19 protein-coding genes are annotated in these 23,595 nt (G+C 66.5%); 8 read left to right on the top strand and 11 right to left on the bottom strand.

Features of this window, described 5'->3' with window-relative positions:
* Positions 1 to 48: 48 nt before the first annotated feature.
* Positions 49 to 2,214: a glycogen debranching protein GlgX gene (gene glgX / locus M6D93_RS15075; RefSeq protein ID WP_347343666.1), complete on the top strand. Its 2,166-nt coding sequence runs from the start codon at positions 49 to 51 to the stop codon at positions 2,212 to 2,214.
* Positions 2,215 to 2,312: 98 nt separating this feature from the next.
* Here the strand turns inward: glgX and M6D93_RS15070 are convergent, their stop codons facing one another.
* Positions 2,313 to 2,651, bottom strand: coding sequence for a TfoX/Sxy family protein (locus M6D93_RS15070; protein ID WP_249770305.1), 339 nt, complete (start codon positions 2,649 to 2,651; stop codon positions 2,313 to 2,315).
* Between the two features lie 218 nt (positions 2,652 to 2,869).
* Between M6D93_RS15070 and M6D93_RS15065 the strand changes: the two genes are divergently transcribed.
* Complete coding sequence (locus tag M6D93_RS15065; RefSeq protein WP_249770303.1) at positions 2,870 to 4,171, top strand: hypothetical protein; 1,302 nt, start codon at positions 2,870 to 2,872, stop codon at positions 4,169 to 4,171.
* An 84-nt stretch (positions 4,172 to 4,255) separates the two neighbouring features.
* Here M6D93_RS15065 and M6D93_RS15060 read toward each other — a convergent pair whose 3' ends face one another.
* Positions 4,256 to 5,092: an alpha/beta fold hydrolase gene (locus tag M6D93_RS15060; RefSeq protein ID WP_249770301.1), complete on the bottom strand. Its 837-nt coding sequence runs from the start codon at positions 5,090 to 5,092 to the stop codon at positions 4,256 to 4,258.
* 1,055 nt (positions 5,093 to 6,147) lie between these two features.
* Here M6D93_RS15060 and M6D93_RS15055 point away from each other — a divergent pair.
* Positions 6,148 to 6,684: a DUF6318 family protein gene (locus tag M6D93_RS15055; protein ID WP_249770299.1), complete on the top strand. Its 537-nt coding sequence runs from the start codon at positions 6,148 to 6,150 to the stop codon at positions 6,682 to 6,684.
* On the opposite strand, the gene M6D93_RS19550 is transcribed toward M6D93_RS15055, so the two are convergent.
* Positions 6,657 to 6,998: an NUDIX hydrolase gene (locus M6D93_RS19550; protein WP_347343498.1), complete on the bottom strand. Its 342-nt coding sequence runs from the start codon at positions 6,996 to 6,998 to the stop codon at positions 6,657 to 6,659. The genes M6D93_RS15055 and M6D93_RS19550 overlap by 28 nt on opposite strands.
* A 435-nt stretch (positions 6,999 to 7,433) precedes the next feature.
* Between M6D93_RS19550 and M6D93_RS15050 the strand changes: the two genes are divergently transcribed.
* The gene (locus M6D93_RS15050; RefSeq protein ID WP_249770297.1) at positions 7,434 to 7,940 is read left to right on the top strand and encodes a hypothetical protein; all 507 of its coding nucleotides are present in this window, start codon (positions 7,434 to 7,436) and stop codon (positions 7,938 to 7,940) included.
* A gap of 3,317 nt (positions 7,941 to 11,257) precedes the next feature.
* On the opposite strand, the gene M6D93_RS15045 is transcribed toward M6D93_RS15050, so the two are convergent.
* Positions 11,258 to 11,677 carry an SRPBCC family protein gene (locus M6D93_RS15045; protein ID WP_249770295.1) on the bottom strand — a complete coding sequence of 140 codons (420 nt, stop codon included), beginning with the start codon at positions 11,675 to 11,677 and terminating at the stop codon, positions 11,258 to 11,260.
* Positions 11,678 to 12,050: 373 nt separating this feature from the next.
* Between M6D93_RS15045 and M6D93_RS15040 the strand changes: the two genes are divergently transcribed.
* On the top strand, positions 12,051 to 14,108 hold the full coding sequence (locus M6D93_RS15040) for a putative bifunctional diguanylate cyclase/phosphodiesterase (protein WP_249770293.1): 2,058 nt from the start codon (positions 12,051 to 12,053) through the stop codon (positions 14,106 to 14,108).
* A gap of 146 nt (positions 14,109 to 14,254) precedes the next feature.
* A complete protein-coding gene (locus M6D93_RS15035) occupies positions 14,255 to 15,067 on the top strand; it encodes a COG4705 family protein (RefSeq protein ID WP_249770291.1) in 813 nt (270 codons plus the stop codon).
* A 1-nt stretch (position 15,068) separates the two neighbouring features.
* On the opposite strand, the gene M6D93_RS15030 is transcribed toward M6D93_RS15035, so the two are convergent.
* Both M6D93_RS15030 and M6D93_RS15025 read right to left on the bottom strand, forming a co-directional pair.
* Positions 15,069 to 16,457 carry a sensor histidine kinase gene (locus M6D93_RS15030; protein WP_249770289.1) on the bottom strand — a complete coding sequence of 463 codons (1,389 nt, stop codon included), beginning with the start codon at positions 16,455 to 16,457 and terminating at the stop codon, positions 15,069 to 15,071.
* A 3-nt stretch (positions 16,458 to 16,460) separates the two neighbouring features.
* Positions 16,461 to 17,153, bottom strand: coding sequence for a response regulator transcription factor (locus M6D93_RS15025; protein ID WP_249770287.1), 693 nt, complete (start codon positions 17,151 to 17,153; stop codon positions 16,461 to 16,463).
* Positions 17,154 to 17,301: 148 nt separating this feature from the next.
* Here M6D93_RS15025 and M6D93_RS15020 point away from each other — a divergent pair, with 148 nt between their 5' ends.
* The gene (locus M6D93_RS15020) at positions 17,302 to 18,270 is read left to right on the top strand and encodes an undecaprenyl-diphosphate phosphatase (RefSeq protein WP_249770285.1); all 969 of its coding nucleotides are present in this window, start codon (positions 17,302 to 17,304) and stop codon (positions 18,268 to 18,270) included.
* 42 nt (positions 18,271 to 18,312) lie between these two features.
* Here the strand turns inward: M6D93_RS15020 and M6D93_RS15015 are convergent, their stop codons facing one another.
* Positions 18,313 to 19,053 carry an ABC transporter permease gene (locus M6D93_RS15015; protein ID WP_249770283.1) on the bottom strand — a complete coding sequence of 247 codons (741 nt, stop codon included), beginning with the start codon at positions 19,051 to 19,053 and terminating at the stop codon, positions 18,313 to 18,315.
* Between the two features lie 153 nt (positions 19,054 to 19,206).
* On the opposite strand from M6D93_RS15015, the gene M6D93_RS15010 reads away from it, so the two are divergent.
* Positions 19,207 to 20,082: a ZIP family metal transporter gene (locus tag M6D93_RS15010; RefSeq protein WP_249770281.1), complete on the top strand. Its 876-nt coding sequence runs from the start codon at positions 19,207 to 19,209 to the stop codon at positions 20,080 to 20,082.
* 11 nt (positions 20,083 to 20,093) lie between these two features.
* On the opposite strand, the gene M6D93_RS15005 is transcribed toward M6D93_RS15010, so the two are convergent.
* The 4 genes from M6D93_RS15005 to M6D93_RS14990 form a co-directional block, all read right to left on the bottom strand.
* Positions 20,094 to 20,504: a MerR family transcriptional regulator gene (locus M6D93_RS15005; protein ID WP_249770279.1), complete on the bottom strand. Its 411-nt coding sequence runs from the start codon at positions 20,502 to 20,504 to the stop codon at positions 20,094 to 20,096.
* Positions 20,494 to 20,850 carry a hypothetical protein gene (locus M6D93_RS15000; RefSeq protein ID WP_249770277.1) on the bottom strand — a complete coding sequence of 119 codons (357 nt, stop codon included), beginning with the start codon at positions 20,848 to 20,850 and terminating at the stop codon, positions 20,494 to 20,496. Before M6D93_RS15000 ends, M6D93_RS15005 begins: the two co-directional genes overlap by 11 nt.
* A gap of 122 nt (positions 20,851 to 20,972) precedes the next feature.
* Positions 20,973 to 21,224, bottom strand: coding sequence for a hypothetical protein (locus M6D93_RS14995; protein ID WP_249770275.1), 252 nt, complete (start codon positions 21,222 to 21,224; stop codon positions 20,973 to 20,975).
* Positions 21,225 to 21,398: 174 nt separating this feature from the next.
* Complete coding sequence (locus M6D93_RS14990; RefSeq protein WP_249770273.1) at positions 21,399 to 23,372, bottom strand: SdrD B-like domain-containing protein; 1,974 nt, start codon at positions 23,370 to 23,372, stop codon at positions 21,399 to 21,401.
* Positions 23,373 to 23,595: the final 223 nt, after the last annotated feature.

The following is a 23,595-nucleotide window of genomic DNA, read 5'->3' as shown; positions in this document are numbered from 1 at the left end:
TTCGTGGCCCAAGCAGTGAGCTCCAAAGAGACGGCCGCGCCCGCGGTCATCCCGGCCCAGACTCCGGTTACGGAGCGAACCAAGGCACCACTGCAACTCTGGCCGGGCAAGGCGTATCCGCTGGGCGCGTCCTACGACGGTTCAGGCACGAACTTCGCCCTGTTCAGCGAGGTTGCCGACCGCGTGGAACTCTGCCTTTTCGACGCTGACGGGACTGAGTCCCGGGTGACCCTCCCCGAGGTGGACGCGTTCGTCTGGCACGGATTCCTGCCGGACGTCGAGCCGGGGCAGCGGTACGGCTACCGCGTTCACGGTCCCTACGATCCCGCCAACGGGCACCGCTGCAACCCCAACAAACTTCTCGTCGACCCGTACTCCAAGGCCATCGACGGAAGTTTTCACTGGGACCAGTCGCTGTTCAGCTACAACTTCGGCGATCCCGACTCCCGCAACGACGACGACTCCGCGGCCAGCATGCCCAAGTCCGTCGTCATCAACCCCTTCTTCGACTGGCGTTCGGACCGCGCGCCGCAGCGCGAGTACGCCGACACGGTCATCTACGAGGCCCACGTCAAGGGACTCACCCAGACTCACCCGGACATCCCCGAGAGAATCCGCGGAACCTATTCGGCTATCGCGCATCCGGTCATCATCAAGCACCTCAAATCCTTGGGCGTGACGGCGATCGAGCTGATGCCGGTGCATCACTTCGCCAACGATTCGACCCTGATCGACAAAGGATTGTCCAACTACTGGGGTTACAACACGATCGGGTTCTTCGCGCCGGACTTCAAGTACACGGCCAGCGCAACGCCTGGTGGGCAGGTTCAGGAATTCAAAGCCATGGTCCGCGCGCTGCACGAGGCCGACATGGAGGTCATCCTCGATGTCGTCTACAACCACACCGCGGAGGGCAACCACCTCGGGCCGACGTTGTCCATGCGCGGGATCGACAACAATGCCTACTACCGCACGGTTGACGACGACCACCGCTACTACATGGACTACACCGGCACCGGCAACAGCCTCAACGTCGGGCATCCCCACGCGTTGCAGCTGATCATGGATTCGCTGCGGTACTGGGTCACCGAGATGCACGTCGACGGATTCCGTTTCGACCTGGCCTCGACTCTGGCTCGTGAGTTCTATGACGTCGACCGGCTCTCGGCGTTCTTCGAACTGGTCCAGCAGGACCCGATCGTGTCGCAGGTGAAGCTGATCGCCGAGCCGTGGGATGTCGGCCCCGGCGGCTACCAGGTCGGCAACTTCCCGCCGCAGTGGACGGAATGGAACGGCAAGTACCGCGACACCGTAAGGGACTTCTGGCGCGGCGAGGACGCCAGCCTGGGCGAGTTCGCGTCCCGGCTCACGGGCTCGGCCGACCTGTACGAGCGCACCGCCCGACGTCCGGTCGCATCGATCAACTTCGTCACCGCCCACGACGGTTTCACGCTGCGGGACCTGGTCTCTTACAACGACAAGCACAACGAGGCCAACGGCGAGGACAACAACGACGGCGAGTCCAACAACAGTTCCTGGAACTGTGGCGTCGAGGGACCGACCGATGATCCCGAGATCAACGCGTTGCGTTCGCGTCAGCAACGGAACTTCCTGGCGACGACCCTGTTGTCGCAGGGGGTGCCGATGCTGTGTCACGGCGACGAACTCGGGCGCACCCAGGGCGGCAACAACAACGGCTTCTGCCAGGACGACGAGATCACCTGGATCAACTGGCAGCAGGCCGACACCGAGCTGGTCGAGTTCGCCCAGGCTGTGTCCGCGCTGCGCGGCGCGCACCCGGTCTTCCGGCGCCGGCGCTTCTTCGACGGTTTGCCGGTGCGCCGTCGCGGCGCCGAGGGCCAGCCCGACATCGCATGGTTTGCTCCGGACGCCAGCGAAATGACCGACGAGGACTGGGATTCAGGCTTCGGCAAGTCGGTCGCGGTCTACCTCAACGGTCAGGGCATTCCCGACCGGGACTCCCGGGGCCAGCGGGTGACCGACGACTCGTTCTTGCTGTGCTTCAACGCTCACCACGAGTCGATCCAGTTCACGTTGCCGGCCTCGGAGTTCGGCTCGGCCTGGAAGGTCGTCCTGACCACTGACCCGTCGTCGGAACCGGACGCTGGTCGGGCGGCGCAGCAGAACGTCGCGGCCGGCGGCACAGTGGACGTCGGATCCCGATCGCTACTGGTGCTGCAGTCCAGCCACTGATCGGCTCGTGCTGCAATCCAGCCACTGATCCGACTGATCCGCCTGATCCGCCTGATCGGACGACGACGGGTGTCGGCGGCGCCTGGTGGGTGGCCGGACTACGACCGCTTGGCGGGTAGCGAGCGCGCGTAGGTCACCCCGAGCGTCGCCCAGCGGCGAAGTTCCGGTTCGTTCGGCACCGCGGCCGTGTCCACCCGGAGCCAGCCGTCCATCGCCCGGCCGCGCATCACGAACCGTCCGACCAGCGGTTCGTCGACCAGCGCCTCGGTGTCGGCGGGATCCACTCGCAGCAGCAGGCCACCCTGACCGCTGGCCGCGACCGCCATGTTTCCGCCGATCAGAAAGGCCAGGCCGCCGAACATCCGTTGTTCGGTGAGGCCGCGCTCCTGAGACAGGATCTCGCGAAGGCGGTCGGCCAGCTCCTCGTCGTAAGCCATGCGAGGAGTATGCCCCTCAAGTGCCGCCGAGCGCGGTCGATCAGACGATGGGGGAGACGTCTGCCCTGAGCCCGGTACCGGCCTGAGAGCTGAGCTGGTCCGTCAGGTGCTTCGTCCAGCTCGCTGAGCCCTGGTCTGTAGGGGTCGAACGCTGCCTGAACCGACATTGTTGTCGATTCGGCCACGAACGGCCGTCCACGCAGCTAGGGTCTTGCTCCGTGTACGACAAGCGACGACACCGGTGTCCGCACGGCCGCACGGTGGTTGCGGCTCTCGTCGTCGTCCTGGCCTCGTTGGTGTGTCTGGCCGGGTGCAGCACGCGGCAAGGCTCTGCAGTGATCGACGATGTGGTCCCGCCCGTCACCCCGTCGCCTGAAGGCTCGGTCTTGCCCGGCCCACTCGCCCGTCCGCCCGCCGGGTCCCAGCTGGGGAAGGAACCTTGTCTGGTCGGCGCACCGGTCGCGTGGCGGAGGGCTATCGCCGCTGGAACGCTGTGGCACCGCCAGGCAGACGGCACAACGGCAGGGGTCGCGGCACCTGACGGGTCGGCCGTCCTCCAACAATCCGATCATGGCAACGTCGCTGAGATCGCCCTGGTCGGCCGTGAGCATCGACTTGTTCACAAGGTCGGCGACCTGCCGCAACCGGGTACCGGGCAGCTCACGTACAACGTCGTCACGCGGGACTACGTCGCCTTCTTCTACGCCCTGAAACAGGAGGATCGAGACCGCAACCTGTGGTTCCTCTACCTCTTCGACCGCAAGACGAACGTGCTGCGTCGACTGATTTCCAATCCACACGACAGCAACGGTGTGCCGCTCCCGGGCGGCGACGTAGCCCCGATCCTCAGCGGTAGCAGCCTGTACTGGGTGCAGCCCACCGCGGCCGACAGCCCGCTGGGAACGGATGAGTTGATCCAGTACGACCTCGCTACGGGTCGCATGCGAACCATGTACCGCGGGCGCCTCGGAGCGGTGGCGCTGGTTGGCGCCGCCGTGTGGTTTTCGCGCGCGGTCGCGGCGTCGAATCCGATGGACGACAACCCGCCCATGACCATGGCCGGTTTCGACGAGCGCAGCGGACGTCCTGTCGCGGTACCGGCGGGCATTACAGCAGCGGAGGACCACGCCGTTTCGATGTATTACCACTCCGGCACCCTCAGCTGGAGCACCCGAATGGGCGAGCTTCGGGCGTGGCGCGTGCAGTGGGGGAGCAGCATCACGCTCCTGCCCGGCACGGGCGCTGTCACCACGCGTCTCGGGCTTTCCGATCAGCTCGTCCCCAGGGTCTACCGCGACTTCGTCGTGATCAGCGCAGGCGGTACCTACGTTCTCGACCTGAGGACGAACAGCCTTGCTCGCCTGGGTAAAAGCTCAACCGCCGGGGATCTGACCGGCTCCATCCTGGCCTTGCGGGACTACGGCTCGCACGATCCCGTGACCGGGGCCGGGATCGGGCCGTCCGGAGTAGCCGTCGTCGATCTGGCGCACCTGCCGCGTCTGCCGCGCTGCCCGCATTGAAGAGACGTCGGGGTCTCGTTCCCGCAGGGGCTCCGGAGCCGGGCGCGGTGAGCCGCCGGAGGAGCCGCCTGCGGGAACAGCGCGTTACCGTGCGAGGAAGCGGATGAGAGCGTCATTCCATTCACTGGCATGGCTCACGTTGCAGCCGTGCGGAGCGTCAGCGATGACGTGCAACTCGCTGCCCTCGATCGCCTCGTGGGAACGCTTGCCCGAGCCTTCGAACGGCACGGTCGCGTCCGAATCCCCATGCAGGACAAGGGTGGGCACGGTGACCTTCGCCAGATCGTCGCGGAAATCGGTACCACCGAAAGCGGCCATGCATCCAAGGGCGGCCTTCTTGTCGGCCTGGTGGCACAGTGCCAACGCCTCCTGGCGCTGCTCCTCGGTGACCTTGAGAACCCCGTTCGCGCTGAAGAAGTCGGTGACGAAGCCGTCGTAGAACGCGTCCGGGTCCGCGGTGAGCTGCGCGGTCATCTCACCAGCCTGCGCGGCGGTGAGCGGGCCGGCCGGATTGTCGGCGGACTGCATCAGGTACGGCGGCACGGCCGAGGCCAGCACGACACTACGGAGACGCTCGCTGCCGTAAAGGCCGAAGTAGCGTGCGACTTCGCCGCCGCCCATCGAAAAGCCGACAAGCGTGACGTCGGTCAGCGCGAGTTCTTCCAGCAGGGTATGGAGATCCTCGGTCAAAGTGTCGTAGGTGTAGCCGCGGGCCGGCTTGTCGCTGCGGCCGAAGCCACGCCGGTCGTACGTGATCACGCGGTAGCCGGCCTCGGACAGCGCCGGGACCTGGAGCTTCCATGCTTCTCCGCTCAGCGGCCAGCCGTGAATGAGCACAACCGGACCACCCGAGCCCCCCGTGTCGTCGACATGTAGTTCGGTGTTCTTGAAAAGCCCGTGATGGGCAATGATCTCGGTCATTGAACCTCCTGCGAAAGACGGCAACCGCGTGTGAGGGTGTGCGCGTAACGACACACGTGGGTCGGCGCATGGACTGGACGTGGCTGCCGAGGTGGGACCGGCTGGTTGCGGTCGCAATTCCCACCTTAGGACGCAAGATCGGATATCGCGGCCGGTCGATCTTGCGAACTGGTGAATTGTTCGGGGCGCGCTCACCAGGATGCAACGGATCGGTCGGCCGGCCGCATCCGCACAGGGGAGGTGGTGGTGATGGCGGAACGTCACGTTTCGACGGTGTGTGCTGGCGCCGTGTCGGCGGTCGTCGGTGCGCTGCTTGCGGGGTGCGCCAGCCCGGGCTCATCGCGGGTCGGAGCCGGTTCGACCCCTGTGTCGTCCTCATCTTCGTCCGTTGTCGCTGGCGCTACCCCTGCCGGTCCGAATGCGGGCGGTGGCGGCGGCTACCAGTCGGCGCCGGCCCTGCAGGCTTCGGCCTGCGCGAACTCTGGATCCGGGTTCTCGCTGTCGCTCGCAGCGGGCGCGCACGGCTCAGCCAGTCCGGTCGAGGCCGCACGAGATTTCGCACGCAACGGTGCGAAGCCCGATTTTGGAACGGCACAGTCGTCCTGGCGGGTCGTCGCTGCGGTTCCGGCGAATGCCACCGAGGCAACGGCTGTTTCCGGCCTTGTCCACCTGCACGTGACTCGATTGAAGGACGGTTCGTGGGCGGTCGACAGCGGGGAACGTTGCGGCTGAGCTGGCAGATGCTCGAGCGCGGCTTGACAGGCTTGTAGAGGTTTTCCACAAGGGATGTGATTGCTGAGACGTGAGGGTGTTCCGGCTGGCATAGTCCGCTCATGCCCAGACGGACGGCCATGATTCTTGTTCTCGTCGTTGGCCTTGAGGCCTCGACGGGGTGTCAGCATTCGCCTCGATCGGTGACCGGGTCAACAGCGAATACCGTGGCTGCATCGCGCACATCCGCGGCGGTCAGCTCGGTCGGGGCGCCTCGCGGTTCGGCGTCGGCGTCCTCCGCCGGCGGGGTGTCTGGGCCGAGTGCATCCGCTACGGCGGTGCCGGTGGATCAGATTCCGCCCGGGCGCCCCGCCGAGTGGGTGCCGGCCGGCGTGTCGACGACGGCGCCGTTCAGGGAGACCGGGGATGTCCTACCCAGATTCAACCTGGCCATGTTCACTAACGATCAAGCCGGCGCCGTGGCCGCCTCGAAGTATTACTTGTCTGCGTCCAACTGGTCACTCGCATCAAACTCTGCCTCCGCAACTGAGGCCATCTGTGATGACGCAACGTGTCGGTCGAACGCGGAGGTCCTGAGGTCGCATCAGAAGCGGGGCTACCACTTCGAGGGCGGCAGACAGCAAATGTTGAGCTCTGCGGTATTCAAGTCCGACGACGCCCCAAGGGCTGAATGGATCGTTCAGATCGGGCTGAAATTCGCCGCGACCGTGACGGTGAATGCCCAGGGCGTCGTCGTGAAAGTCGAGCCCGCAGGAAGGGCTGTTGAAAACGTCTACCTGAGGTGGAGTGGGTCGATGTGGCGTGTATCCGGGCTCTATCTGGCAGGCCGCCGTCAGATATCCCCGCGCCGTAGCCGTTGATCCAACTCCCACAGGGCGGTCCTGTTGCTGTCCCACGTCAACAGCTCATGAGCGTCCTCGTAGGGCAGCCACCTTAACGCTGAATGTTCGTCGGACAGGCGTACTTGTTGGCCTGTGAGATCGGCCGCGAACGCAAATTCTGGCACGACGTACATGTCGAGTGCCCATGAGGAACGGTCAAAGTGGTACGCCGGTATCGACGAGACCGAATCCAGACGAAAGACGGGCACGGCGTGCTTCAGGGTGAGCTCCTCCTGGAGTTCGCGCCTGGCCGTGTCTTCCGGGCCTTCAGTGGCCTCGACTCCGCCTGCCACACCCTGCCAGGCGGCGGAGTCCGCTCGTCGAAGGACGCCGTAGCGGACCTCACTCCCGATCTGGCTGTATGGAAGAACAAGAATTTGAATGGGCTGCCTAGCCAACGGACCACCAACCCCTTCTAGGCGCTCCTGTGAGACGCCACGTTGAAGTTTTCCACAACAAGTGTGATTGCTGAGACGTGAGGGTGTTCAGGCTGGCATAGTCCGCTCATGCTCAGACGGACGGCCATGATTCTTGTTCTCGTCGTTGGCCTTGAGGCCTTGACGGGGTGTCAGCATTCGCCTCGATCGGTGACCGGGTCAACAGCGAACACCGCGGCTGCGTCGAGCACATCCGCGGCGGTCAGCTCGGTCGAAGCGCCTCGCGGTTCGGCGTCGGCGTCCTCCGCCGGCGGAGTGTCTGGGCCGAGTGCATCCGCTACGGCGGTGCCGGTGGATCAGATTCCGCCCGGACGCCCCGCCGAGTGGGTGCCGGCCGGCGTGCCCACCACAGCGCCGTTCAGGGAGACCGGGGATGTCCTACCCAGATTCAACCTGGCCATGTTCACCAACGACCAAGCCGGCGCCGTGGCCGCCGCGAGGTATTACATAGACGCGCGAAACTGGGCCGGCGCGTCGAACACTGCGAGTGCCTATCTTGCGATTTGCGACGCTGACAGTTGCCGGGCTGATGCTGCGGCGTTTGCCAAGCGCACTAAGGGCGATCGACACGTAGAAGGCGGTCGGCTGCGCGTGGGGGGCGTCGAAGTGATGGCGCCCAACCCGTCGGCGAATGCAGATTCCGTAATCCGCATGGACGTGGCGACGGCCGCGGGGCGTGTGATCGACGCGAACGGAAAGACGTTCGCGAAACAGGCGGCAGCGAACGTGACATACGAGGTGTGGGCCAAGTGGAGCGGGTCGATGTGGCGGGTTAACGGTGTTTATCTGGCGAGCTAGGCGAGCCGTGCTGGGACTTTGCCTCGTCATCCTGTGGTTCGTAATTTCGGGAAGCTTGGGCGCCGCGCCTAGCGTTGGGAAGGGGCGAGATTGTGACGTCAACCTTCTCGGCGGCTACCACTGTGCGGTCACCTTGCGGCCGCCCGCATCCCGAACCCCACATGCGGCCTCGGCGGCGGCCGCCTCCTACGTGAAGACAGTTCGGTGTGGTCCCCGCAGGTCCGGGTTCGCCGACGCGTTGCGCGCTATGGGATCTGTATGCAGCGGTCCACTCTTGCTTTGTCTTCTGAGGCCTGGCGAGCCGGTGGATCCGACGCGTGAGGTGATTGCGAACAATGTCTACGAGTCTGGGTCGAACCGCCTTTTGAGAACTGAGATCGACTGTAAGGCTGCTCTGGGGTCGGCGATGCCATCGATGGCTGCGGTGCGGGAGGAGGTAACGAAGCGGGCGCCGAGTCCGGTGGTGATGTCCGGTGGGCGGCGGTATCTCTTTCGTGCTGGGGTGGTGTTCTTTCTGCGGGCGCCGGCGGAGTCTGGTGATCTTGCTCGGCCGATGGTTGAGTCGTTCGTTTTGGGTGGGCATCGTTTCCGGGTGACGCTGCGGTTGACGAGGTCGACGTGGTCTTGGGGTGATGGGTCCAGTGACACGTATTCGGTGCCTGGTGGTGATCCGGTGGGGAAGCCGTATTCGGATCGCGTGCCGTGTGAGTCGATTTCGGTGTGTCGTCGGTATATCGCGCACGCCTGGTATCGCCCGGGTTTTCATACGGTGAGTGTTGTGGCGCATTGGCAGGGCTCGTTCGCGGTTGACGACGTCGTGGTCCCGGTGTTGATCCCTGGCGACATTTACCGGGCGGCTGTCTCACGCGCGATCGAGATCCGCCAGGCCCACAGCGTCCTCATCGCACCGCGATAGTGGCAAGACCGGATCAGGTTGATCCAGGTCGAGTGAGAATTTGGACGTCTACGAATCTGGATCGCAATCCGCCCGAACTCGCCCGCGACGCGGTGGCCGACTCGAGCGGCGAAGGCGTCAGACTGAGCCTCATCACGCCCGGCGGACCCTGGCGCAACGGATATGTCGAGTTCTGTGAAGAACAAGAATTTGAATGGGCTGCCTAGCCAACGGACCACCAGCCTTTGTAGGCGCTCCCGTGAGACGCCACGTCGAAGTTTTCCACAACAAGTGTGATTGCTGAGACGTGAGGGTGTTCCGGCTGGCATAGTCCGCTCATGCTCAGACAGACGGCCATGATTCTTGTTCTCGTCGGTGGCCTTGGGGCCTCGACGGGGTGTCAGCATTCGCCTCGATCGGTGACCGGGTCAACAGCGAATACCGTGGCTGCATCGAGCACATCCGCGGCGGTCAGCTCGGTCGGGGCGACCCAAGGTTCGACGTCGGCCTCGACGTCCTCCGGCGGCGGGGTGTCTGGGCCGAGTGCATCCGCTACGGCGGTGCCGGTGGATCAGATTCCGCCCGGGCGCCCCGCCGAGTGGGTGCCGGCCGGCGTGTCGACGACGGCGCCGTTCAGGGAGACCGGGGATGTCCTACCCAGATTCAACCTGGCCATGTTCACCAACGATCAAGCCGGCGCCGTGGCCGCCGCGAAGTATTACATAGACGCTGACAATTGGGCTTTGGCTTCAAATTCAAACGCCTTCCTCCGTCTGGTCTGCAAAAGCGCCACGTGTACGAACAACGACTCATTCCTGAGCCGGATGGACAGCGAGGGACAACACGTTGTTGGCGGCCGAGAGGCCTTGACCGGCATGAGGGTGTTTGCGTATGAGGGCGGAAGTCGAGCCGATGTTGTGGTCCGGGTGGTCTTGTCCTACTCGGCGTCCCACCTGGTTGGACGAGGTGGGCATGTTGTAAAGACCGAGCCCGCACGTCGGCTGCCTCTGGATCTATACGCGAAGTGGACCGGAACGCGCTGGATCATCTCCGATACCTACCTTGCCGGCCAACCATGAGACTTCGGCTCTTACGATTCTCCACCTTGATTGTCCTGGCGTTAGTGGTGGCCAGCCTTTCCGAGCCCGCGATCGCGCGAGCTGAGCGATTCTGCAGCACCGACCCGCATGGACGTTACGTCTGCGCCACTGCGACGGCGCCCACCGGTCAGGGACCTGCCGGCACGGGCCTAGTTACGACGTACGTGACCTTCGTTCGCTGCGGTCCGCGGCCCGAGATTAGTGCAAATCTGGCGGTCGGGACTCCACCGGAGTGTGGGGATTACATCCAACTCTGCGCCCGCAGCCCAATCGAGCCGGTGGATCCGACGCACGAGGTTACTGTCAGCAAGACTTATGAGTCCGGGTCGAACAATCTGGTGAGGACCGACATAAAGTGCTTCGCTGCCCTGGGGTCGGCGATGCCGTCGACGGCTGCGGTGCGGGAGGAGGTGATGAAGCGGGCGCCGAGTCCGGTGGTGATGTCGGGTGGGCGGCGGTATCTCTTTCGTGCTGGGGTGGTGTTCTTTCTGCGGGCGCCGGCGGAGTCTGGTGATCTTGCTCGGCCGATGGTTGAGTCGTTCGTTTTGGGTGGGCATCGTTTCCGGGTGACGCTGCGGTTGACGAGGTCGACGTGGTCTTGGGGTGATGGGTCCAGTGACACGTATTCGGTGCCTGGTGGTGATCCGGTGGGGAGGCCGTATTCGGATCGCGTGCCGTGTGAGTCGATTTCGGTGTGTCGTCGGTATATCGCGCACGCCTGGTATCGCCCGGGTTTTCATACGGTGAGTGTTGTGGCGCATTGGCAGGGCTCGTTCACGGTTGACGGTGTCGTGGTCCCGGTGTTGATCCCTGGCGACATTTACCGGGCGGCTGTCTCACGCACGATCGAGATCCGCCAGGCCCATAGCGTCCTCATCGCACCGCGATAAGCCGCGTACAGGTGCATCAGCGCGCCGCAGATTGCTTACAGCGTGCGCGAGCAGATAGACAACGGCCGGGGCCCAGGATCACGTGATCCGGAGCCCCGGCCGATGGTCTGGTCGGTCGGTCGCAAGAAGGGCAACCTCAACGGTCGGCGGCCCGCAAGAAGGGCAACGTCAACGGTGGGCGGCCCGCAAGAAGGGCAACCTCAACGGTCGGCGGCCCGCAAGAAGGGCAACCTCAACGGTGGGCGGCCCGCAAGAAGGGCAACGTCAACGGTGGGCGGCCCGCAAGAAGGGCAACCTCAACGGTCGGCGGCCCGCAGGAAGGGCAACGTCAACGGTCGGCGGCCCGCAAGAAGGGCAACCTCAACGTGGGGTGGCCCGCAAGAAGGGCAACCTCAACGGTGGGCGGCCCGCAAGAAGGGCAACCTCAACGGGTCAGGACTGGTTGGAGACGTCTCCGCGCCAGGCACCGTCGGCGCCACCGTTCTTCTCGATGTAGGTCTTGAAGCGCTCCAGGTCGGCGTGCACCTGGTGGTCGTCGACGCCGACCAGGGCGCCGGCCTTCTCGACCAGGCCCTCGGCTTCCCAGTCCAACTGAACCGTGACCTTGGTCTTGGTGTCGGCGAGGCGGTGGAACGTCACGACGCCGGCGTGCTTGGTGCCGTCGGTGCTCTTCCACGCCACGCGCTCGTCGGGGTGCTGCTCGGTGATTTCGGTATCGAACTCGCGGGTGACCCCGCCGATCTTGGTGACCCAGTGCGAGTGGGTCGGGTCGGTCTGCGTGATCGTCTCGACGCCGCCCATGAAGTGGGGGAACGTCTCGAACTGGGTCCACTGGTTGTACGCAGTGGTCACGGGTACATCGACATCGATTGACTTGGTAACGCTAGGCATGTGCAGATCCCATCGTGTGGTCCCTTGAATGCCCCGAAGGATTATGGGGCCCGAAGCAGAGGAACTGTCTCGGAAGGCCAGGCCGTGGATCACAGGGCTACTGGATCACGGACGTCCGGCGCGTGGCGCCGACGGTTGCTCGCGGCGCTCTGGCTCCAACCTACCCGCCCGCCCGCTGATCCGCCGGGTCGGTACCTGTGCAACCGCGTCGGCGGGGCGGAAACGAGGACGGCTCGACCTCACCGACCCCGCGCTGACCGGCCCTCATTTCCGGACAACCCTCATATCCGGCCTTCACCGCCCGATGGGACTCCCGACAAGATCGGGGGGTCTGATGAGTGTCCCGCCACCGCGCTCGCTGGTGAGGTTCTCGCAGTTCTCAGCATTCTGGCATCTGGCCGTGCTGAGCGGGCTGCCCCTGCTTGCCATCGCCGGCTACGAGGTGGCGACCTCGACCTTCTCCCGCGGCGGTCCGGCGCTGCTGATGTGCGCCGCTCTGCTCGTCGCGCTGGAGTTGTTGCCCCTGGTCCAGGGACGCGGACACGACCCCCAGGGCGTGGTCATGTCGACCGCGTTCGTGTGCGCGATGCTGTTCCTGTGGGGTCCGTGGCCGGCCATCGTGATGGTCAGCGTCGCGGCCTGTGCCTCCGACCTGCGCGCTGAGAAGCCGTGGTGGAAGGTCGCGTTCAACGTCGGCCAGTACGCCACGTCGGTGTTCGCCGCCTACCTGGTCATGTACGTGGCCGGAAGCCGTCCGAGCATCGACCACCCGCTGCCGCGCTTCCACGTGCTCGATCTGGCCTGGGTTCTCGGCGTCTGGGCCGTGTACTTCCTGGTCAACCTGTTCCTCGTCGCCGGCATCATCTCCTTCGACCGCTCGTTCAAGGAGGTCTTCCTCGAGGACTTCTCCCACTACACGACGATGACCTTTGCGGTATTGGGAATCTCGCCCGCCATCGTCATCCTCGCCCAGAACTTGTGGCAGCTGTTGCCGTCCCTGCTCATCCCGCTGCTCCTGCTCTACCGCATGGCGCAGATGTCGCTGGAACACGAGCATGACGCCAGCCACGACCCGCTCACCGGGCTGCCCAACCGCGCCAGCATGCGCTTCGCCCTCAATCGCGAACTGTCCTTCCGGGAGAAGCGCACCTTCGGCTTCCTGCTCATCGACCTCGATCACTTCAAGGAGGTCAACGACACCCTGGGCCATCATGTGGGCGACGACCTGCTCGTACACGTTGCCCAGCGACTGTCCACGGCTGTGCGCACCGAGGATCTGGTCGCCCGGCTCGGCGGCGACGAGTTCGCGGTGATCATTCCCGACGCGGACGAACGGCGCTCACGGGCCATCGCCGAGCGCATTCGGGTGGCCCTGTCCGAACCGATCTACATCCAGTCGCTGTCGTTGCGCGCCGAGGCCTCGATCGGACTGGCGATGTTCCCCGAACACGGCTCGGGGGAGGAGGAACTGCTCCGGCACGCGGACGTGGCGATGTACACCGCCAAGCAATCGCGACAGGGAATAGCCCTTTACGCCGCTGAGCGTGACCCGCACCGGACTGATCGGCTCGGCCTGCTGAGCGACCTGCGCCAGGCCATCGCCGATGACGTCCTCGAACTGCACTATCAGCCCAAGATCAGCCTCGCCGACGGATCCCTGCTCGGTGTCGAGGGGCTGGTTCGCTGGCGCCACCCTTCCCGCGGCTTCGTCCCGCCGGACATGTTCATCCCGCTGGCCGAGCAGAGCGATGTCATGCCGCTGCTCACCCAGCGGGTCGTGTCCGTCGCGCTGGCCCAGTTGGCGGCGTGGAACGAACGCGGCCTGCAGGTGCCGATCGCGGTGAACGTCTCGCCGATCGACCTCACCGGTCACCGTCTCACCGACCTGCTGGCCCGCGGCTTGGAGGACTACGGGATCGCTGCCGGCCTGCTCCAGCTCGAGATCACCGAACGGGTCGTGGCCGAGGAAACCGCTGAGCTGCAGGAGGTGCTGGCCGAGCTGAACCGGATGGGTATCCCGCTCAGCATCGATGATTTCGGCACCGGCTACTCCTCGCTGCTGCGGCTCAAGACGCTGCCCGTCGGCGAGCTCAAGATCGACCGGACGTTTGTGTCCAAGGTGTGCGAGAGCCGGGTCGACGTCGGGATCGTGCGCGCCATCATCGATCTCGCGCACGCGCTGGACCTGCCGGCGATCGCCGAGGGCGTGGAAACCGTTCAGCAGCAGGAGGTTCTGCGCTCGCTCGGCTGCGATGGCGTGCAGGGATGGCTGGTGGCGCGACCGATGCCGGCCGAGCAGATCACCGACTGGATCCTGCAGCGTCGCGTCACCTCACTCGACGCCCGGCGTGGCCTGTCCCGCGCGACGATGGGCGACGAGTCCGTAGCCTGAGCCGCCCGTCGAGCCGTGCCGTAGCCGCTACCGCACGTCCTCTGCATCCCCGAGCTGGAAAGCCCGACTGGGACTGACCGGTGAGCGGCGGCACATTTTTTTCGCTTACATCCTCTTCACACGGTCGCGTCAACACCATGGTGATCATGATTTCTGACACCGCCGTCCCGGTAGGACAACGTCCCGGGACCACGATGCTCAACAAGGTCCCCGAGGTCACGGTCTTCTTCTGGATCATCAAGATCCTGTGCACGACCGTTGGGGAGAGTTGCGCCGACTACATCAACAGCACCCTCGGTTTCGGCCTGACCAAGACGACCTGGGTCTTCACCGCCGCACTCGTTGTGGTCATGGCCGTGCAGTTCCGGCTCCGGCGTTACGTGCCGGCCGTCTATTGGCTCGCGGTCGTGCTGATCAGCGTCGTAGGCACCCTGTTGACCGACAACCTCACCGATGGCCACAACGTCCCGCTCTGGATGAGCACCACCTTGTTCACCGTCCTGCTGCTCGTCGTGTTCGGCGTCTGGTACGCCCGCGAGGGCACCCTGTCGATCCACTCCATCACCACCGCCCCGCGGGAAGCCTTCTACTGGCTGACCGTTCTCACCACGTTCGCGCTGGGCACCGCCGCCGGTGACTGGACGCTGGAACTCACCGGATGGACGCCGGGGCCGGCGGTTCTGCTGCCGCTGGGGCTGATCGCCGTTGTCGCGGCTGCCTGGCGGATGGGCCTGGGCGCGGTGCTCGCCTTCTGGCTCGCCTACATCCTCACCCGGCCGCTGGGCGCCAACCTCGGCGACTACCTCGGATCCGCCCGCGCCGACGGCGGGATCGGCCTGGGGACGCCCGGAACGACCGTGTTGTTCCTGGTCGCGATCGTGGCCGCTGTCGTGTACCTGACCGTGACCCGGCTCGACCGCACGGAACGTGCCGAGGTTCGTGGCGAGGCGAGTGGGTGAGCTACTCCTCGCGCCGCCGTGGCCATTGCAAGCGCACCAGCGCCCCCGAGGAGTCGGTGCGATTACTGGCCACGGCGGTACCTCGATGAGCCCGCAGCACGCTGCGGACGATGGCTAGGCCGAGTCCGGAACTCCAGCCGTCCTCCGAACGGGTCCGGGCAGTGTCGCCCCGGCGGAACCGTTCGAAGACGACCGGAAGCAACTCGGCCGCGAAACCCGGCCCCTGGTCGGCGACCCCCACGTCGACCAGGGGTCCGGCTACCCCAGCGGTGACCGTGACCTCCGAGCCCATCGGGGCGAACCGCAGCGCGTTGTTCAGCACGTTGTCCACCGCCTGACGAAGTCGCTCCGGGTCGCCGTCGGCCATCAAAGAGTCCGGCGCCACCAGGCGAATCCGCACCGCGTGCTGGTCGGCCAGCGACTCCAGCGAACGGATCGAGCCGGCCAGCACGGCGACGACGTCGAAGGAATGCCAGCGCAGCGGGACCGAACTGTCGTCGCGGGCCAGGACGAGCAGGTCCTCGGCCAGCCGGATCAGCCGCTCGGTTTCGGCCGCTACGACGGTCAGGGTTTCCTCGAGATCCTCCCGACTCCGGCCGGGACGGCGGGCCAGCTCGAGCTCACCACGAAGGACGGTCAGAGGCGTACGCAGTTCATGCCCGGCGTCGGCGACGAAGGCGCGTTCGCGCTCCAGCGCCTGGTGCAATCGGGACAGCAGGTCGTTGAACGTCAACGCCAGCCGCTTGATCTCGTCCCGGCTGCGCGGAACGCTCAGGCCCTCCTCGGCGTCCTGCGCCTCCAGGGCCGCCGCCTGCGCGCGCATTCGCTCCACCGGTTCCAGTGCCTGCCGAGCCAGCAGCCACGATCCGGGAGCGGCCAGCAGGAGCACGACGGCCCCGGTGATCAACAGTTGTTTGCCGGCCCGCTCAACCGCTTCGTCCACCACATCCCGACTGATCGCCACCGCGGCGACGTAGCCCGACTTGCCGATCGGCACGGCCAGAACGCGAACGTCCATGCGATGGCTGGCCGGATCCGACTCCTGCACCGACTCGTCATAGATCGTGCCGCCGCCCTTGACCGAGACCATCCGGCTCGCATCAACCAGGGGTATGCGCAGCTGCTCGGTGGTGGTCAGGCCAACCTGGCCGTTCGGGCCCAGGATCTGGCCGTAGCCGCTGGCCGGCAGGTGCAGGGCCGCGGTACCGCTCCGGAGCTTGCCGGAGTCGTCGACCTGTGCCACCAACTCGTCGGCGCGAGAACGCAGCGTGCTGTCCAGGCTGTTCTGCAGACCCGAGCGCAATGTGGTCAGGAAGATCAGGCCGGCTCCGCCCAGCAGCAGGATCGTGGCCAACGTCGAGGCCACCGCGATCTTGAGGCGGATCGGCACGGATCAGCTTCCCGCGGCCGGGCGAGCCTGTTCGAGCAGGCGGTAGCCGGCCCCGCGGACCGTCTCCAGCTGCTCCAGACCGAAGGGACGATCGATCTTGCGGCGTAGGTAGGCCACGTACTGATCGACCACGTTGCTGGCGCCGTCATAGGCGAAATCCCAGACGTGTTCGAGGATTCTCGTCCGGCTCAGCAGCTCGCCCGGATGGCGGAGGAACAGTTCGAGCAGCGCGAACTCCTTGGGGGAGAGGTCGAGCAGCTCCTCGTTGCGCCAGGCCTGGTGCAGCGCCGGGTCCAACCGCAGGGTGTCCACCTCCAGGGTGGTCGGCCGCGGCCTGGCGCCGCGGCGCATCAGTGCCCGCAGCCGCGCCGTGAGTTCGCTGAAGCTGAACGGCTTGGCCAGGTAGTCGTCGGCTCCGGCGTCGAGTCCGCGCACCCGGTCGGCGACGTCGGTGCGAGCGGTCAGCATCAGCACGGGCGCCCAGCGGTCGGCCTCCCGCAGGCGCCGGCAGACCTCGAACCCATCGGCGCCGGGCAACATGAGGTCGAGCACGATTGCGTCGTAACTGTGTTCGGTGGCCTGCCAGATCGCGTCGGTGCCATCGCGGACGACGTCAACGGTGTAGCCGTCCTCACTCAGGCCGCGTCGCAACATACTCGCCATCCGGACATCGTCCTCGGCCACCAGGATTCGCATACCGGCGGACTCTAGGCAGAGCTCGATGTGAACAACATTTGACCTGCCCGACTCCGGACGTACATCGTTCTCACATCGTCAGCGTCTCACAGTATCTTCTGGAGTGCCGGGATCAGAGCCCGGTTCGGCAATATTTGGCGGGAGAATCGTGCACGCACACTTGAGCTGGCTGGAAGCCGGAACCATCGGGGCGATCCAGGGGGTGACCGAGCTCTTCCCGGTCAGCAGCCTCGGCCACAGCGTGCTGATCCCGGCCCTGATCGGCGGCAGCTGGGCCAAGCACCTCAACGTCAACGCGCCTGAGTCTCCGTATCTGGCCTTCATCGTCGGCCTGCATGTGGCCACGGCGCTGGCGCTCATCATCTACTTCTGGCGGGACTGGGTCCGCATCATCGCCGGCCTGTTCACCTCGCTGCGCTACCGCCGCATCTCCAACGACTACGAACGCCTGGGCTGGCTGTTGATCCTGGCCACGATTCCGGTGGGTATCGCCGGCCTGGCGCTCGAACACGCGCTTCGCACCACTCTCGGCAAACCCACGCCCGCCGCGATCTTCCTCATGGTCAACGGCCTCATCCTGTTCGCCTCCGAGCGCTGGAAGCGGCGAGCCGTCCAGCAGGAAGATCTCGTCGAGACCGTTCCCGCCTCGCGGCACCGGGCGGGCGAGACCGTGTCGACCAGCCCGATGGCGGTCTCCCACCAGAGCGAAGAACCCAGCGACACCGACCTGGATCACACGCTGGCCCAGCTGCCGTGGCCGCGCGCACTGCTGATCGGCGCGGCCCAGATTCTCGCCCTGGCGCCGGGCATCAGCCGCTCCGGGGCGGCAATGGCCACCGGTCTGGCCCGCGGGCTCTCGCACGAGGCCGCGGCCCGCTTCTCCTTCCTGCTCGCCACGCCCGTCATCCTCGCCGCCGGGGTGCTCAAGGTCCCGGATCTGTTCGGTCCGCTCGGCGACGGCATCCGTCCGCAGGTCCTGTTCGGCAGCGTGCTGTCCGGGGTCGGCGCCTACCTGTCGGTCCGCTTCCTCAGCCGGTACTTCGAGAAGCGCTCGCTGCGTCCGTTCGCCTGGTACTGCCTGCTCTTCGGCGCCGGGTCGCTGATCATCCTGCACTGACCCCGGACAGGGTTCCTGCTGCTGGCGCTGGCGCTGGGCACCTCATCGTTCGTCGCTTGGCAGCACGGCAGGCGCCCCGAGCAGGTAGGCCAGCAGGCACGCCGTGATGGACTCCGCGCACAGCAGGCCGACTAGCACGACAATCTGGAAGCGAGCGGCGTCCACCGCGCTGGCGCCACCGAGCAAGGCGCCCACGAACGCGCCCGGAAGGGTGACCAGGCCAACCGTGCGGGTCTGGTCCAGCGCGGGTACGAGAGCTTCCGAGACGGCCAGCCGGGCAATCGGACGCACGGCCTGGCGGCTGGTGGCACCGAGACTCAGCCAGCCCTCGATCTCGTCCCGCCGCAGGCGTAACCCGTCGGAGAGCCGGCGTCCGGTCAGGGTGGCCGCGGTCATCGTGCCGCCGAAGACGATCCCGGAAACAGCGACCAGCGTGCGGACGTCGCGGCTGAGGACCGGGGCGCCGACGATGATGGCGATGCTCACCCCGGCTCCCGCGAAGCAGGCGAGCACAACCGCGCGGTAGGCCCTCTCGTGCGAGCGCAGACGGCGGCCGGCAGTCCAGGTGGCCACCGAGAACATCACCGTGATCACGGCGACGACGGCAACCGGTGCGGCGAAGACCCCGCGTAGGACCGCCGCGACGAAGGCGAGTTGGACGATCGCGCGGGCGGAGGCCAGCAGCACCGCTCGCCGTTGGGGAATGCCGGCGTAGCCCAGCACACCCACCGTGATGCCCGCGAGGACCAGAAGACCGATGCCGAGCCGGACGTACGGTGACACCGGGTAGCCCCCATTTCTCTTTCAGTCGACGGTTCCGACTCACCGATGAGATCACGGTGTGACCGACTCGTTGCTCACCCCCGTTTGCAAGACGGACCAACTTAGGGCAGCCTTGCCTATGTCGTTCAAACCGCTATTCGATCGGGGACTCCGGTGAGCCTGACCAAGACGCTGCTCCTCGGCCTGCTGGCCGGTGGGACCATTCTCCTCGGCCTGCCCGTCGGTCGAATCCGGCGGCCGATGCCATCCTTGCGCCTGCTGCTCAACGCGACTGCGATCGGGGTGCTGCTGTTCCTCGTCTGGGACGTGTTCTCCGCCGCGTGGTCGCCGGTCGACGCGGCCCTGGTCGCGACCCACGACGGGACGGGCGGTCTCGGACCGGTCTTCGGCTACGGCAGCCTGTTCGGCGGCGGTCTCGCGGTCGGTCTTCTGTCGCTGGTCGCCTACGACCGGTGGATGGCCGCCCGCTCTCGAGCCTCGGCCTCGCGGGGACACATCGGTCCGGGCGCGATGGCTGTGCACGAACAGGCCAGCGACAGCCTTCCGCTGCGAGGAGTGGCAGCGTGGTCACCGGCTCGCCGCCTCGCGCTGCTGATCGCGGTCGGCATCGGGTTGCACAACTTCGCCGAAGGCCTGGCCATCGGGCAGTCCGCGGCCTCCGGGGAGATCGGGCTCGCGACGATGCTCGTCATCGGATTCGCGCTCCACAACGCCACCGAGGGTTTCGGCATCGTGGCCCCGCTCGCCGGTGAGACGGCCGATCGCCCGTCCTGGCGTTTCCTGCTCGGGCTGGCGGCGATCGGCGGCGGCCCCACGTTCATCGGAACCTGGGTCGGACACGGGTTCACCAGTGAGGCGGTGTCCGTGGTCTTCCTCACTCTGGCCGCCGGATCGATCATCTACGTCGTCGCCCAGCTATTCGGTGTTGCGGCGAAGGCACGGCGATCGGATCTGCTGGCCTACGGTCTGCTCATCGGGCTGGTCGCCGGCTTCGCCACCGACGCGATCATCACCGCCGCCGGAGTCTGAACGCGCACCGCTCACGGCGGCGGCGACGGCCGGACCCGCATCGGCGCCAGATCGTCGGGATGGAAGGCGAGCCGGTTCCCGGTCGTGCGCCGGACCGGCAGGTTGCCCAGCCGGACGTGGCGGTACAGCTCGGACAGCGAGATTCCCAACCGGAAGGCCGCCTCGGACGGTCCCCACAGGGCCGGAGGCGGGCGGAAGGCCAGGATCTCGTCCTTGCGGAAGGTCTTCCGCCCGGTCGTGTCCAGCTCTGAACGCAATAGCCCCAGCGAGGCCCAGATTCGGATCTGGCGCGGGGTGAAGCCGGTCAACCGGGATGCCTCGGCGGCGGTGATCCGCTCCTGCTCGTCGATTCCCGTGGTCCTCGACCCGGGTGGAGTTGCCTGAGCCTCGGTCACAAGATCCGCCCCGGTGTCACCAGACATCGTCGGGACCGTCGTGGCGTGCCCACCGGGCCAGCAGTTCCGCGCGCCGGGACCGGGCCACTGAAGGTTCGAGAATCGGCAGGCCGAGCCGGCTGATCCAGGCTCGGCAGTCCGGGCAGGCGTCGGGACGCGTCGGGTCCCAGTCGACGATGAGGGGCCGCAGGTCCTCGATCGCGATTCCGCACCAGCTGGTGTCTTCGCGGATGCCGTGCCGGCGGATGGCATCGGCGGGATGGACCGCGGCCTCGAACGCGCCGCCGGACAGAAAGCTGGCGTCGATGTAGGGAGAGGTTGCAGATCTCGCAGGGCGGCCGCGCCGGTCCTGATCGAGCCGATTGGCTAACACAGTGAGACCTCCGAAGGGCGATGGGAATCACTGTCGAGACGGGGCAATCCGGCGGTGATGTCGCCGGTCGGTCGGGTGCGCTGCGGTCGGTCTGGGTCGGCGTGGGTCTGCCTGGGTCGGCCTCAGTGCTCAACGGACGTGCGCAGGCTCGTGCGCGGGCCGTCGGCCTCGGCGCTCATCGAGCCGTCGCGATGGGCCGCGCCGGGGTCCGGTTCGGCGCGTCCGCCGTTGCCGATCGCCCAGCCGGTCGAGGCCGCAGCCTCGAAGGCGGCCCGGGCCGCAAGAGCTTCAGGGGACGTGCGGTGTGGTCGTCGACGACGCCGCGCCGCACGGGTGAGTGGCGCGGGAATCAACGACAGTCGCGCGGAGGTCACGGTGTTCGCATTCTTTCTGGATCGAGTTCGGATGTCTCTGCGCCTGCGGCCGTGGGCGGCGGGCGGTACGGGTGCCGTTCTTGGGCGGCCTGACGGTGGGCCGATGGCTTCGCTGTACGCGATAGGGACCATCGGCCCACCGGTTGGCTGCCGGTGTATTCGGTCAGCCGGCGGTTAGTGCCGCTGCCGACGGGGTCGCTGGACGCCGACCAGCAGCATCGTTCCCAGGCCGAGCAGGAGCAGGCCGAAGGCAAGCGTCAGCTCGGTGGCCGTGCCGGTGTTGGGCAAGCTCCTGGTCACGGTGTTGTGGGCCGTGACCGGTGTGCTCGGTACCGGGGTGCTCGACGGCGGCGTGCTCGTCACCGGAGTACGCGGTTGCGGCGTGCTGGGTGTGCTCGGAGTGCTCGGCGGGGCGGGCGGGTTGTTGACCTGTTCGTAGTAGAACCCGAAATCGAGCGTCAGATCCTGCTCACCGCCCGCCAGCACGGTGCTGGTGGCGCTGCCGGTGGACGAATCGAGCTCCCGGGCGCCTTGACCGCTGAGGGTCGAGACGAGAGCGGCGGGGACGGTCGTTCCGTCCAGGTGCACCACGTACTGGCCCGGCGGCAGTTCCTCGAACAGGTACTTGCCCGACCCATCGGTCTTCGTGGGGCCGACCGGCTTACCGGTCACGTCGGTGACAGGCTGGCCGTCGGGCGTCGCGACCGTCAGGCTCACCCCGGGGATGCCGGGTTCGCCCGGCTCCTGGATTCCGTTGTGGTTGTTGTCGATCCAGACGTAGTCGCCGACCCGCACGGACGGGGATCGGTGCGCGAAGTACGGGTTCTTGTCGGTCACCTTCGTGCCGGAAACCGACCCCTGGCCCTCGACGGTGGCAACGTCCTGATGCACCGTGCCCGACTGCACGCCGGACAGGGTGGCGGTACACGTGAAGTGGGCCCCCACCTCGAACGGACCAGCCCAGCGGATTCCCTTGGAGCCGTCGGGGAAGGAGCAGATCAGACTGGTCACGGTGCCGTTCGAGACGACGGTGTCACCCACGACCACCGACTTCAACGCCTCGGCCCCCTTGTTGGTAATCGTGTAGACGAGCCCGGTGGTTCCGGAGGGGAGCGAGGTCGCGTCGGCCTCGGTGTCGGCGGCGTGGCCGGCACTGTCGTCCTTGGTGATCGAGATGCCCGGGGTGGGAGTGGTGCCGCCGCCCTGGCCGCCGGCCGAGGACTGGGTCACGCTCGCGCTGGGCTGGTAGGACTTCGTGCCGTTGACCGTCTTGACCGTCTCGGCAGCGGTGTTGCTGAAGGTCCTCGGCGGCGTCCCGACCCCGGTCGGGGCGGGCAGCGACACCGAGAACGTGACGCGGTAGAGCTCGCCCGCGGCAGCGGCGCCGAGTGCCACCGAAATCGCGCCCTTGGAGCAGGTGACGGCACCGTTGAACGCCACGGCGTGATTGAAGCCGCCGTTGGCGCCGGTGGTGTCACCCTTCTGCACCAGGACCGAACCGCAGTCGATGGTCTGCGGGCTCTGGGCGGTGTCGGCGAGGACGGCCGAGTCGAACGGCCCCGTCCGTGTCTCGAGGGTCCACTTCAGAAACCCGTTGTTGTTGGTACGGCCTTGGTCGCGGCCCGTCCAGACGCCGTACTTCTGGGCGTGGGTGCGGGGGGCCGACGTGCTCGTGACGGTGACCTGGGACTTCCAGGTGTTGCCGTCGCCCCCCGTGTTGACGAGGGTCTGGTCACCCGGAGCGGCGCTCAAGGTCGACATCACGAAGGCGGTGCCGGAGGTGTTCGTGTGGCGCGCCGCGTAGTCGGTCAGGGTGAAGGTGATGACCGCGGGAACGGTATCGGTGATCGTGGCCTTCGCGATCACGTTGCCCGCCGGGTCCTTGATGTCGAACGACGGGGGCAGGCTGGTCAACCGCCGGTCGAGGGTGAGGGTGAATGTGTCGCCGGCGTGCGCGCCGTCGGGCACGCGCCAGTCGATGTTCGAGGTCACCTGGCCGCCTACCGGGACGGACTGCGGCGACGTCGTCACCTTGGTGATCGCCCCGGCGATCGAGGCGGCCTCGGCGCGCTGCGTGTGCCCGGCCACGAATGCCAGCAACACGATGACGGCCGATACGATTACGGACATCGGACGACGAATGTCCATGCCACGTTCCTTCATGAATTTCCCCAGACTGATCATCTTTGGCACCTAAGGCCTTTACGGGTTCTAGACGCCGACAGGTGCCTCCTCATGACGGCGTCCGACGGTCCTCGTACTGTCTGATCGAAAATTGGCCTCGACCGCTACGCAGGGTCATGGACCGACCGCACAACGCCGACATATGCCGACCCGGGACGCCGGCCGGAACCACCCGGTACGAGGGCGG

The sequence above is a fragment of the Jatrophihabitans telluris genome, assembly GCF_023516435.1.
GTDB lineage: Bacteria > Actinomycetota > Actinomycetes > Mycobacteriales > Jatrophihabitantaceae > Jatrophihabitans_A > Jatrophihabitans_A telluris.
Note: the sequence above shows the minus strand (reverse complement) of the source record. Positions and strands in the feature narration are given on the sequence as shown.

Bases quoted from the DNA above. Each gene is read 5' to 3' on its own strand.
- M6D93_RS15070 (WP_249770305.1), bottom strand. From the start codon at position 2,651: ATGGCTTACGACGAGGAGCTGGCCGACCGCCTTCGCGAGATCCTGTCT.
- M6D93_RS14990 (WP_249770273.1), bottom strand. From the start codon at position 23,372: ATGGACATTCGTCGTCCGATGTCCGTAATCGTATCGGCCGTCATCGTG.
- M6D93_RS15005 (WP_249770279.1), bottom strand. From the start codon at position 20,504: ATGTCTGGTGACACCGGGGCGGATCTTGTGACCGAGGCTCAGGCAACT.
- M6D93_RS15025 (WP_249770287.1), bottom strand. From the start codon at position 17,153: ATGCGAATCCTGGTGGCCGAGGACGATGTCCGGATGGCGAGTATGTTG.
- M6D93_RS15060 (WP_249770301.1), bottom strand. From the start codon at position 5,092: ATGACCGAGATCATTGCCCATCACGGGCTTTTCAAGAACACCGAACTA.
- M6D93_RS15035 (WP_249770291.1), top strand. From the start codon at position 14,255: ATGATTTCTGACACCGCCGTCCCGGTAGGACAACGTCCCGGGACCACG.
- M6D93_RS15040 (WP_249770293.1), top strand. From the start codon at position 12,051: ATGAGTGTCCCGCCACCGCGCTCGCTGGTGAGGTTCTCGCAGTTCTCA.